This is a genomic window from Spiroplasma endosymbiont of Labia minor, from assembly GCF_964019845.1.
Taxonomy (GTDB): domain Bacteria; phylum Bacillota_I; class Bacilli_A; order Mycoplasmatales; family Mycoplasmataceae.
On sequence record NZ_OZ026465.1, the window covers coordinates 930064 to 942817 of the forward strand.

The following is a 12754-nucleotide window of genomic DNA, read 5'->3' on the forward strand; positions in this document are numbered from 1 at the left end:
TATTTTAGAAATTAAAAATATTAAAATCTTTGTGGATTAGAAGATCTCTTTGATTCATTAATTATAAATTGAAGTTTAACAAATGAATCATTTAAATAAATATTTTTGTATTTTGTTATAGTAACTTTGATTTCTTCATTGTCAGTATTTAAATCAAAATTATAGAAATCAGAAATCTCTAAATTAAAATTATCCTCTTCAAAAAATCAAAAAATATCATTTTCTACTTCTAAAGGCATGATTTTTTTGATTACTTTTTTATAAATTACATATATCGAGATAGTTAGAATGAATACAAATAATCATATAATCACACAAAAAATTAAAATAACTCAAAATAGTGTATAAGTAAATAAATTTATTTTTATAAGTTCTTCTACTGCAATTTTAAAAGAAATTATTAAGAACGGAAGCGAATTAATTGAAATAAAAATTAAATCTTTAGAAATTTTAAAAGATAAAAATTTTTGTCTTCTTTTTTTAACTGATGTACCTTTTCATTTTTGTAAAAAAGTAACAAAAGTTGCAAATATGAAAAGTAATATTATTATTGAAAAAATTATATTAATAAAAGCTGAAGCAGAAAAGGCAATACTAATATTTTCTGGTGTGTCAAATTTAAATAATTCTATCAATAATAAACAGGCGTTTGCAAGTATTAAAATTAAATAAATTAGACGAATTGAAAGTATTTTTTTATTCATACCACAGCTATCTCCTTTTATTCATTTTAATTTCTTTCATAATTTGCGGATTGTATTCCTGAATTATTATACCATTTTAAACTATTAAACAAAAATTGCAAATCTCTTTACTTCAAAATTGATATAATTAATTTAGGAGGAAAAACAATGAGTAAAATATTAGTATTACACGCTACCCTTTCTGAAAAAGAAAAATCATATTCTTTTGCAGCTTTAGAAAAATTTATTGAAATTTATAAAAAGAAAAATCCTAACGATGAATTTACAATCATCGATCTTGAGGAAGAAAAAATGGCAAAAACTTCATTAACTAGAGAAAATTTAGCAAATTACTGAAACGATATTGATTCAGATAAATATATTAATCAATTAAAATCAGTTGATAAATTAATAATTGCTTGTGCAATGAATAATTTCACCATAACTACTGCAATGAAAAATTATATTGACAGAACATTTGTTTCAAATAAAGTATTTACATATAAATATCAAACAAAAGGTGCTTCAAAAGGATTGCTTGATCATTTGACAGTACAAATTATTGCAGCGCAAGGTGCACCAAAAGGTTGATATCCTTGAGGAGATATTACAGCTTATTTAAAAGGAACTTGAGAATTTGCCGGAGCAAAAGTAAAAGAGCCAATTATGATAGGTGGAACTAAAGTAGAACCTTTAAAAGATATGTCGACAAAAGAGGCAATCAATACCTTTACTAAAGAATTAACTGCAAAGGCAGAGGAATTCTAATAAAAAATCTTGTTTAAGAATTATTCTTAAACAAGATTTTTTATTATGCAGAAGTATTAGCTTCTAAAGTAATTCTATAATACATAACTCCACCTAGGTTAGTTTCTCTATTTGCAAGGCGAGCTAGAGTTTCTTTTGAATATCAATCAATAGAATTATCTATTGCTGTATCTTTTAATACAACAAGAGTTATATCTAATTCATCTAATTTTGTAGCCATGTCTAAAGCAATTTTTTTATCTTCATCTAAATCCAAATTTAAATTTAGTTCATGAAAATTGAATGCTAAATTAATATAAACTGTTTGAAAATTGAAATCCAAATATTCATTTGATTTTACTGTATTATTACTATTAAATGTATCTAAATATTTTGGATCGTTACACAAAACTTTGCTTAAATAAGTTGATCCGTTAGAAATATCGTAACCTCATTTTGCTATTTCGTCTGTATAGAATTGATTAAATATTTCATCTTCTTTTAGACCCTTTTCGTTTGCAATACTTTCTGGAGTTTCACCATCGCCTCATTTATTTAGCATATCTGCTGCTTTATATTCAAAAGTACCTAAAGTTCAAATCATTGAAGAAACATCACAGGAAATTATTGGAGAACTAATTGTTGTTGTTAAACTTAATAAAGATAAAATATTTAATATTTTTTTCATCTTAAAACTACTCTGTTATATAAATAATTAATTTTAAAATTAATTATTTAGCTTTACCTTGAGAACCAAATCAACCTGTTAATTCTAAAAATGTTGCTTTAATTGCATCTGCTCCTGGTTTTAATAATTTACGAGGATCAAAACCTTTTGTTTTATCATCTAAATCTTTTTTCTCTTCAATATATTTACGTGTTGCATCTCTAAATGCTAATTGTAATTCAGTGTTAACATTAATTTTTGAAATACCCAATGAGATAGCTTTTTCAACTTGATTTTGTGGTATTCCAGATCCACCATGTAAAACCATTGGCATTTTAGAAGCTGTTTGTAGTTTTTCCAAAGTTTCAAAAGATAAACTAGTTCATCATTCTGGATATTTACCATGGATATTACCAATTCCAGCCGCTAACATATCAATGCCTAAAGTTGAAAATTCTTGTGCTTCTGTTGGGTCACCCAATTCACCTTGTCCTACAACTCCATCTTCTTCTCCGCCGATAGAACCAATTTCAGCTTCAACTGAAACTTCATATTGTTTTGCAAATTCTACAACTTCTTTTGTTTTTTGTTTGTTTTCTTCATAAGGTAAATGTGATCCATCAAACATGATTGAAGAATAACCTGCTTCAATACATTTTTTAGCCATTTCAACACTTTGTCCGTGGTCCAAATGAAGTGATACTGGAATAGTAATATTTAATTCTTCCAATAATCCATTAACCATACCCACAATTGTTTTTACACCACCCATGTATTTAACTGCACCTTCTGAAGTAGCAATAATTGTTGGTGTGTTTGAAGCTTGTGCAGCTTCCAAAATTGATTTAGTTCATTCTAAATTATTAATATTAAAATGGCCGATTGCGTATTTTCCTGCATGAGCCTTTTTAACCATTTCTTTTGCATTAACTAAACGTTCATGATAAATTTTTGGCATATTTTATTTCTCCTTTTTCTTACTAGTTAATTATAAACTTATTTTCTTACTAGTTAATTATAATATTGTCAATTTCTTATAATTCAAAAATTAAGTGGTCAAAATTGACTTTATAAAACCATCAAATAACGGGTTTGGTTTATTCGGCCTTGATGTAAATTCTGGATGATATTGAGATGCTACAAAGAATTTGTTTTTTGGTATTTCTATTATTTCTACTAAATTTTTTTCTTCATAAATTCCTGAAAAAATCATACCAGCTTTCTCAAATTGCTCTCTATAATTATTATTAAATTCAAAACGATGTCTATGTCTTTCCATAATTTCATCAGAATTATATAATTTTTCAGCTAGAGTATTATTTTTTATTGTTGTCTTATAAGCTCCCAATCTTAATGTACCACCAATATTTTCTCTGTTTTTACCCTCAATGATGTCTATTATAGGATTTTTAGTATTAGTTACAAATTCTGTAGAATTTGCATCTCCTATTTTTAAGACGTTTCTTGCAAATTCGATACATGCAACTTGCATACCAAGACAAATTCCAAGATAGGGAATATTATTTTCTCTAGCATATTTTGCAGCTAAAAATTTACCCAAGAAACCGCGTTCTCCAAAACCACCCGGCACCAAAATACCTACTGTATTTTTTAAATATTCATTGTAATTTTCTTCATTTAAATCTTGAGCTCTAATTCAATTTATTTTTACTTTTACTCCATACTTGTAGCCGGCAAATTTTAACGATTCCATAACCGATAAATATGCATCTTGCAATTCAACATATTTTCCTACCAAATGAATAACTATTTCTTTTGTTGATTCATTAATTTTTTTTACAAATAAGTTCCATGCATTCATGTCAGTGTTTTGTAATTTAATTTTAAATTGTTCTGCAACAATTTTATGTAAATTTTGTTTTTCCAAAGCTTGGGGTACTTGATATATTGATTTTTCATCTAAAGCAACAATAACATTTTGTTTTGGTATATTACAAAACATTGCTAATTTTGTAATTATATTTTCATCTATCATTCCTGTTGTTCTTGCAACAATAATGTCTGGTTGAATACCAGAATGCAGTAATTCTTTAACCGAATGCTGAATTGGTTTTGTTTTATATTCTGTTGAAACTCCTAAAAATGGCAATAATGCAACATGAATAAAAATAACTGAATCTCTTCCTTTTTCCATTCTAACTTCTCTAATAGCTTCGATGAAAGGTTGTGATTCTATATCACCAACAGTTCCACCAATTTCCGTAATAATTATATCTGCTTGAGATTCTGTCGCCGCTGAATAAACTTTGTTTTTAATTGCATTAGTAACATGGGGTACTACTTGGACAGTGGCGCCATCGTATTCACCCCTACGTTCTGCTTCTAAAACATCTTTATAAATTTTTCCTGCAGAAATTGATGAATTTTTTGATAAATTAATGTCAATAAATCTTTCATAATGGCCTAAATCTAAATCAGTTTCTGCTCCATCATTAGTTACATAAACTTCTCCATGTTGAATTGGGGACATAGTTCCTGGATCAACGTTTAAATACGGGTCAAATTTTTGCATAAAAATTTTACACCCAGAGTTTTTTAACAATACACCAAGTGAAGAACCTGTTATACCTTTTCCCAAACCAGAAACAACACCACCTGTAATAAAAATATATTTAGCCATAATTTTCTCCTCTCAAAATATCTATAAAAATAAAAAGACAACTGTTAATTATTAACAATAATTGTCTTTAAGAATTTTAATCATCAAATGTATCTTCATTTGTTGTAGTATCATTATCATCTGTTTCATCATCATTAACATTATCTTCATCATCTGTAAATGTTGATCCCGTTTTAAAGTGTTTATTCATAATATCTATGGTTTTAAAATCATCATCCATATATGATTCTATATCTTCAAATTCTTCTGTTGTTTCAAACTTATCTACATAATCATATTGTTTTTTAACATCTTCAAATTTTAGAAAACTTCGTAACCCTCATTTACCTTCAAATGTTAATGCAAATCTATTATCTAAAACTAAATCACTATACAATTCTGCAATTATTTCATTTTTGTGTGAATTTTCTCCCTCAATGTTTCGTGAAATATTATTTCAAATATCTTCAAATGTAGCACTATCTTGTAAACCACTTAAATAAGTATAAGCCAATTCAAGGTTAGAAATTTTTGACATAAAAATACCTCTCTTTTTTAATTACAAAAGTTAGTATACTCTATTTTTTTGTAAAAAGAAAAGATATTTTGTTTTGTTTTTGTAAAGTTGTAATACTGATAATTTTTGTCTTATTTGGAAATGTTGTTATTAAATTATTCTTATCTTTGATATAAATGTCTTCATCTTTTTCACTTAAAGTATTTGTCTTTACTTTATATATTTCAAAATTAGATATTGTATATTCTCCGCAATAATATTTTTGATCCAAATCAGATTTGTTTAAACTATCTATTGCTTCTTGTTTATCATCTGTAAAATGAGAAAAAAAATCACGATTAATAATTCTATTTGAGAGATCGATTAAAATTTTGTCATTTTCCTGACTGCAGGTTTTAAATATTTCAAATAGCGTATAATCATCCAATTGTAAATAATTAATTAAAGATATTGGTTTATCAAAAAAAAGATCTCCAAATAATTCCTTTACACGATTATTCTTAAATTCATGATTTGATTTGCCTAAATCAACAATTCGCAACATTATTTTTTGCAACATCACATCAAATGCAATTGAAATTTTATGATTGTAAATTTGATTATACATATGATATCTTCCAAGCAAATATGCTTCAATTGCAGGGACTATTTTTTCTGGGTACACTATTTTATTGTCAAAAACTTCTGCGTGCCTAATTATTCAATTTACATCTAATGAAGCATAACTGACATTAGCTTGAATTGCATCACGTTTTAAATAGTCCATGCGATCAGCATCTAATTGTGAAGACACCAAAAAATTTAAAATTTTGTTTTGATGTTTACCTTCTATAATTTGGCAAACGTTGTCTATATTTATTTTATAATTTATTAAAATTTTGTTTATATTTGTTAATTTTGATTTAATAATATCTACTGTATAAAGTTCATGAGAACGATTATTAACTTTTTCTCATGAGTGAGAAAATGGTCCGTGACCTAAATCATGAAGTAATCCTGCAATTTTGACTTCAAGTTGTTGAGTTTGATTCATTTTTTTAAAAGAATCATTTTTTAAAAATTGATTAACAATGTTATAGACACCTATGCAATGTGAAAAACGATTATGATTTGCACCTGTAAAGGCAAATTGCCCACCACCTAATTGAATTATTCTTCTTAATCTTTGAAATTCAGGGGTATCTATTAAATCAATAATCACTTCATTATCTATTAAAATATCCCCATAAACATTATCACGAATCACTTTTTGTAACATTTAAATCACCTTTTCAATGTTTGCAATTATTTTTTCTTTACCAATTAATAAAATAGTCTTTGCTATTTCTGGTCCATGAGTCATTAATGTAGTTGCTATTCTAATTGGCATAAATAATTCTTTACCTTTAGTATTAGTTAATTGACCAGTTTCTTTTATAATTGTTTTTAGTTTATCCTCTGTAAATTCAGTCAATTCATTTAATTTAATTTTAAAAATTTCAATTAATTTTTTGTAATCATTTAACTTTAAAAGTTCGCTTTTTAATTTATCTGTATAATCTCTTTCATTAAAAAATAAATCTAAATGATCATTTATTTGTAATCCAAATTCAATTTCATTTTTAAACAATAAAAGAACGTCATCTAATCATTCATTATTTTTATTTGATATTTTGAATCTATTAGAATCAATAAATTCCTTGATAAAAAATAAATAATCATCACTTGACATTTTTTTCATATATACTGAATTAAATCATTTCATTTTATTCATATCAAAAGTTGATGGTGATCTTGAAAATTGTCTTTCATCAAAAATTCTTATAAATTCTTCTTCTGAAAAAATTTCCTGCTCATTTTTTGGTGATCAACCCAATAACGAAATATAATTAAATACCGCCTCTGGAATATAACCTTGTTCTTTATATTGTTCTATAAAAAATAACGAATTATCACTTCTTTTTGACAGTTTCTTTTTATTGCTATCAACTATTAATGTTAAATGACAAAATATTGGAATATTTCAGTTGAGAGCTTCAAAAATCATTAATTGTCTAGGTGTATTTGACATGTGCTCTTCACCTCTAACAACATGCGTTATTTGCATGTCGTGATCATCAATAACTACTGCAAAATTATAAGTTGCAATTCCGTTTGTCTTTATAATTACAAAATCACCAATTTCATTTGAAGAAAATTCAACATCTTTCCTTACTAAATCATTAATTTTATATGTTTTATCAGAATCAACCAAAAAACGAATTGAATATGGCAAATTATTTTTCAAATTTTTATCAATTTGTTCTTGCGATAATAATTTACATTTTCCAGAATATTTAGTTGCAATAATACCATTATTTACTTGGCGATTTTTTTCTATTTCCAATTCTGCTTGTGTACAAAAACAATAAAATGCTTTTTTATCATTAACTAAAATTTTTGCAATTTCTAAATAATGATTGAATTTTTTGGACTGAATATATTCACCGTATTCTTTTGGAGTTTCATTAAAAATTGATTCATCCGGAATAATTCCCAATCATTTCAAATTATTGAACTGTGAATCAATTGCTCCCTTAACATTTCTTTCTAAATCCGTATCTTCTATTCTTATAATAAATGACCCCTCATAATGATGTGCAAACAAATAATTCATTAATGCCGTTCTTGCATTTCCTATGTGTAAATATCCAGTCGGGCTGGGGGCATATCTTAATCTGAAATTTTTATTCATAATTTGTCATATCTTTCTAATTCATTATTTCTCAACAAGAACACTTGATAAGCATTGAATAATATTTTGCATATTGTTCTCTGATGTTGTTGCTTTTACATTTATTTGTGAAACATCTATTTTTAAATGCTGTGCAATAGCATTTTTAATTTCTTCTTTATATTTTTTTAGATTCGGTGTATCTAAAATTATTAATATATCTATATTATTTATTGTAGCTGATAATTCAATTAATTTTTCTCGACACCATTCCAAAATAATTTTTGAATTAAAATTTGGCTTTTGATTTTTTTCATTGAAATGATCTCCTAAATCACCTAAATTTAAAGCACCAATAATGGCCTCTCCGACTGAATGAAAAACGACATCGCCATCAGAATATGCTTCTATATTTTTCATACCCAATAAAAGCTGACCGCCTATTTTAAAGCCAGTCCCAGGTATAAGATTATGTTGATCTCAACTTGTGCCTATTCTTAACATTTAAATAATCACACAACCATTCTTAATTAAATATTAAATTTAAAATTACAAACATCACCATCTTGGACAATGTATGTTTTACCCTCTAAACGTAATTTACCAGCATTTTTTAATGCACTTTCATTACCATATTCAAACAAATCTTGAGCTGAATATATATCAGCTTTAATGAAACCTCTTTCAAAATCTGTATGAATTATACCCGCACATTGCGGAGTAGTAGATCCTTTTTTAAATTGCCAAGCATGCGCTTCTTTTGGACCTGCTGTAAAAAATGTTTGAAGTTCTAAAGCCTTATAAGCAGATTTTATTAATACATCTAATCCTGATTCTTTTATTTGTAAATCATTCATAAACAATAATTTTTCGTCTTTATCTAATTCTGATAATTCCTCTTCAATCTTTGCACAAATTTTCATTACTGCACAATTATTTTTGCTTGCATAATCTAATGCTTGTTTAACATATTCATTATTTTCTTTTGATAATTCTTCTTCTTTAATGTTTGCAACAAATAACATTTTCTTGCAAGTTAACAATTGAAAAGATTTCAAAATTTTTCGTTCTTCATCTGTATATTTTAAATCATAAAGCATTTTATTATCTTCCAATTGTTTTTTTAATTTAAGAAGTAATTCATACTCTGCTAAAACAATTTTATCCTTTGTAGTTTTAATTTTTGGTATAACTTTATCAAGTCTTTTCTTAATTATTGCCTCATCTGCCAACATAAGCTCTAAATTTACAATCTCTATGTCTCTAATAGGGTCTACCGACCCTTCAACATGTGTAATTTCTTTATCTTCAAAACACCTGACAACCATACAAATTAAATCTGTTTCTCTAATACTTGCTAAAAACGCATTACCCAATCCTTCGCCTTTTGAAGCACCCGCAATCAAGCCGGCTATATCTACGAATTCTATTGTAGTTGAGATTGTTTTTTGCGATGAAAATATTGATGCTAATTTTGTTAGTCTTTCATCTGGTACTTCAACCGTTCCTACATTTGGTTCTATTGTCGCAAATGGGTAATTGGCTGCTTCAACTTTTAAGTTTGTAATTGCATTAAAAAGCGTTGACTTGCCTACATTTGGCAATCCAACAATACCTACTTGTAATGGCATAATTTGTGTCCCTCCAATTTTTAAAATAGTAAAAAAATTAATTTTCTAATAAATCAAGAATTTCTAAAATTCTATTTAAATCTTTTGTATCAGAATAATAAATTTTAATTGTTTTGTCATCTATTGATATTTTTGTACCAAGTTTTCTAATCATATGATTTTGAACACTATCCAAAGCTGATGATTTAATTGGTTTATTATTTTCATGTTGTTTATTTGAAATTTTATTTTTTTGCTTTACTAAATATTCAATTTCTCTTGAAGTTAAATTTTCTTTAATAATTTTTTCAAAAATAGTATTTAATAGTTTTTTATCAGAAGTAATTGTTAATAATGGCTTTGCTTGCCCCATGGTTATTAAACCATTAAGCATACCATCTTTAATTTCTTCTGGTAAATTCAATAGACGCATAATATTTGCAACATGTGATCTTGATTTACCAACTCTTATTCCGATTTCTTCTTGTGTTAAACCTAGATCTTCAGCTAAAGACTTGTACGCAATTGCTTCTTCTATATCAGACAAATCTACCCTTTGAACATTTTCAATAATGGCATATTCTCTCATTTGATTTTGTGTTAATTTTAAAATTAACACTGGAATTTCGATTAATTTGGCAATTTTGGCAGCACGAGTACGTCTTTCCCCGGCGATAATCGTGTAAGTTCCGTCTTCATTTTCAGTTACAATAATTGGTTGAATAATTCCATTAATTTTAATAGAATCTGATAGTTCTTTTAAGTCTTCTTCTGCAAATTTTCTACGCGGTTGATATGGATTTGGTTTTAAAAAATCTATGTTCACAGTGTACGTCGCGTTTTTTATTTGCTCTTGTGGAATTTTACTGTCAATAATTGATAATGTTTCTTCAAGAGAATCTCCAAATATTTTATCTAGACCTTTGAATTCATATTTTGTTTTTTTGCTATTTGCCATTATGTGTCATAACCTCATTTACTAATTCTCAATATGATTTCGCACCTGCACCATTTGGGTCATGTTCAAATATAGATTTTCCTTCCATTGAAGATTCTGCTATTCTGATATTTCTTGGAATTACTGCTTTATATGCTCTGTCTTTAAATGATTTTTTTATTTCAGCTAAAACGTCATTTGAAAGCAAAGTTCTCTGGTCAAACATAGTAACAATCACACCTTCAATTGTCAATTTTGGATTTAAAGTTTCCTTAACTTTTGTAATTGTTCTCAAAAGTTGCGATACTCCATACATTGCAAAATGTTCAGCCTGAATAGGAATCAAAACCGTATCCGCCGCCGATAATCCATTTCTATTAATTAATCCCAATGATGGGGGGCAATCTATTATTATAAAATCATAATTATTTTTAATTTTGATTAATTGTTGCTTTAAAATATCTTGATTATTTTGTTTTTGTTCTAGTAAAAATAAATCTGCAGCTGCCAAATCTATTGATGATGGAGCTACATCTACATTATGTTTTACATTTTTCATAATAATGTCTTCAATATTTTTTTCACCAATAAGCACATTATACATAGACAAGGTTTTTCTATTTACTTCAATACTCAATCCTGTTGTTGCGTTATATTGTGGATCCAAATCAATTAATAAAATCTTTTGTTCTTTCATTCCCATACCGCAAGCCAATGAAATTGCAGTTGTTGTTTTACCAACTCCACCTTTTTGATTAACTACCGCTATAATCTTACCCATACACTACCTCTTTTGAATATCTTCACACATAAGTTTTCCATTTCTATTATAGCATTAACTTCCTAATGGTTTATTTTTAATTATGCTATATTTTCTTGGATAAATAGATTTTGTTTTTGCAATTTTTTTGTAAATTAAATCAATTCTTTTGTGTGTTTCATTATCAAATTCATATTCATATTCAAATAATTTTAAAAATTGTAAACCTACTAATTCTTCTGAATTATTTAATTCTTCAATTTCTTTAGGCCAATTGATTCCTTTCATAGAAATTAATAATCCATTAATTTTTAAAAATTGCGATGCAATTTCCATAAAAATAGATAACTTAGCTAAAGCTCTTGACACTACTAAATCATATTGTTCATATTCTTTACTGCTTATTTCTTCAACCCGCATATTTAAAATTTTCACATTTTGCAAATTAAGTAATTTACATAATTGTTCTAAAAAGAGACATTTTTTTGTATTCGACTCCACTAATGTTAAATCTATATTGTCAAAAAATATCTTCCAAATAATACCCGGGAATCCAGCCCCTGTACCAATATCCATTATTTTTTTATTTTCAATATTTACATTTTGTGTTATTAATAATGAATCATAAAAATGTTTATAATAAATGTCTTGATCATTTATTATTGCAGTTAGATTAAATTTTGCATTCTCTTGCAGCAAAAAAAATTTATATTTTTCTAATTTTAATATTTTCTCATCATCTATTTTTCAATTTGAGAATAATTTTTTTATTTGTAAAGTTTCCATAAATTAATCTTACATTGAAAAAAAAATAAATCACCAATAAGTGATTTATTTATTAAATTCATTTCATTTTTCAGCAGCAATATTTGTAAAAAAACTTCATAAATATTTTTTGTTAGGCGAAAAAGCTAAAATGGCAGAAGAAACTGTATTTTTATATGATTCATAATCATATTTAATTTTAAAACCCTCCATTTTTTGAATAAAAGAATTTTGTCCTTCAGTAAATAAAAATAGATTTTCAAGTTTGTATTTTATACAATAACCAACCTTAGGTAGCATCATTTTATTATTAAGAGCTATTGCGTAAATTTTTTCTATTGCATATTCTGCTGAAACTAAATCTCAACTTTGAACAGCAACATTATATTTATTTACAAGATTAGTAATTTCATTAACATTAGAAATAAGATTTTTAGAATTATCAGAAAGCGAAGTTGAAAAATACGAAATAAATTGACGATCTGTTTGTATTATAAAATCGATAAATGATTCAATTGATGATTTGACAGAATCTAAATTTCTTCTAAAAAAACCTTTTTGCAGCTTCGCTTTTGCATCACTAAATTTTGTGTATAAAATAGTTTTATCATTATCTGTATATTCAAATCATTTCATCATTTGATCAAAAAAATCTATCGCAGCAATTTTTATTTTGCCTATATTTACTATTGAATTGGTATATGGAATTAAATTTTCATTTGCAAATTCTCCAATAGATTTACTTTTTTTACGCAT

The 12754-nt window shown here is 26.4% G+C and carries 14 protein-coding genes; 1 reads left to right on the forward strand and 13 read right to left on the reverse strand.

Going from position 1 to position 12754, the window contains the following annotated elements; all coding sequences use genetic code 4:
- Positions 1-20: 20 nt before the first annotated feature.
- Positions 21-704: a hypothetical protein gene (locus AACK85_RS04710; RefSeq protein WP_338969705.1), complete on the reverse strand. Its 684-nt coding sequence runs from the start codon at positions 702-704 to the stop codon at positions 21-23.
- Between the two features lie 147 nt (positions 705-851).
- Between AACK85_RS04710 and AACK85_RS04715 the strand changes: the two genes are divergently transcribed.
- Complete coding sequence (locus AACK85_RS04715) at positions 852-1451, forward strand: FMN-dependent NADH-azoreductase (RefSeq protein WP_338969707.1); 600 nt, start codon at positions 852-854, stop codon at positions 1449-1451.
- Positions 1452-1494: 43 nt separating this feature from the next.
- Here AACK85_RS04715 and AACK85_RS04720 read toward each other — a convergent pair whose 3' ends face one another.
- The 12 genes from AACK85_RS04720 to AACK85_RS04775 form a co-directional block, all read right to left on the reverse strand.
- On the reverse strand, positions 1495-2118 hold the full coding sequence (locus AACK85_RS04720; RefSeq protein ID WP_338969709.1) for a lipoprotein: 624 nt from the start codon (positions 2116-2118) through the stop codon (positions 1495-1497).
- 43 nt (positions 2119-2161) lie between these two features.
- Complete coding sequence (gene fba, locus AACK85_RS04725; protein WP_338969711.1) at positions 2162-3055, reverse strand: class II fructose-1,6-bisphosphate aldolase; 894 nt, start codon at positions 3053-3055, stop codon at positions 2162-2164.
- Positions 3056-3145: 90 nt separating this feature from the next.
- Positions 3146-4738 (reverse strand): CTP synthase, encoded by a 1593-nt coding sequence (locus tag AACK85_RS04730; RefSeq protein WP_338969713.1) that lies wholly within the window; start codon positions 4736-4738, stop codon positions 3146-3148.
- A 76-nt stretch (positions 4739-4814) separates the two neighbouring features.
- Positions 4815-5255: a DNA-directed RNA polymerase subunit delta gene (gene rpoE / locus AACK85_RS04735; RefSeq protein ID WP_338969715.1), complete on the reverse strand. Its 441-nt coding sequence runs from the start codon at positions 5253-5255 to the stop codon at positions 4815-4817.
- Positions 5256-5295: 40 nt separating this feature from the next.
- Entirely contained in the window at positions 5296-6492 is a 1197-nt protein-coding gene (locus AACK85_RS04740; RefSeq protein WP_338969717.1) for an HD domain-containing protein, read from the reverse strand.
- Positions 6493-7947 carry a glutamate--tRNA ligase gene (gene gltX / locus AACK85_RS04745; protein WP_338969719.1) on the reverse strand — a complete coding sequence of 485 codons (1455 nt, stop codon included), beginning with the start codon at positions 7945-7947 and terminating at the stop codon, positions 6493-6495.
- A gap of 24 nt (positions 7948-7971) precedes the next feature.
- A complete protein-coding gene (gene ispF / locus AACK85_RS04750) occupies positions 7972-8430 on the reverse strand; it encodes a 2-C-methyl-D-erythritol 2,4-cyclodiphosphate synthase (protein ID WP_338969721.1) in 459 nt (152 codons plus the stop codon).
- 26 nt (positions 8431-8456) lie between these two features.
- Positions 8457-9557, reverse strand: coding sequence for a redox-regulated ATPase YchF (ychF, locus tag AACK85_RS04755; RefSeq protein ID WP_338969723.1), 1101 nt, complete (start codon positions 9555-9557; stop codon positions 8457-8459).
- A gap of 37 nt (positions 9558-9594) precedes the next feature.
- Positions 9595-10494 (reverse strand): ParB/RepB/Spo0J family partition protein, encoded by a 900-nt coding sequence (locus AACK85_RS04760; RefSeq protein ID WP_338969725.1) that lies wholly within the window; start codon positions 10492-10494, stop codon positions 9595-9597.
- Positions 10484-11254 carry an AAA family ATPase gene (locus AACK85_RS04765; RefSeq protein WP_338969727.1) on the reverse strand — a complete coding sequence of 257 codons (771 nt, stop codon included), beginning with the start codon at positions 11252-11254 and terminating at the stop codon, positions 10484-10486. Before AACK85_RS04765 ends, AACK85_RS04760 begins: the two co-directional genes overlap by 11 nt.
- 54 nt (positions 11255-11308) lie before the next feature.
- Complete coding sequence (gene rsmG / locus AACK85_RS04770; protein ID WP_338969729.1) at positions 11309-12019, reverse strand: 16S rRNA (guanine(527)-N(7))-methyltransferase RsmG; 711 nt, start codon at positions 12017-12019, stop codon at positions 11309-11311.
- Between the two features lie 45 nt (positions 12020-12064).
- The gene (locus AACK85_RS04775; protein ID WP_338969731.1) at positions 12065-12754 is read right to left on the reverse strand and encodes a hypothetical protein; all 690 of its coding nucleotides are present in this window, start codon (positions 12752-12754) and stop codon (positions 12065-12067) included.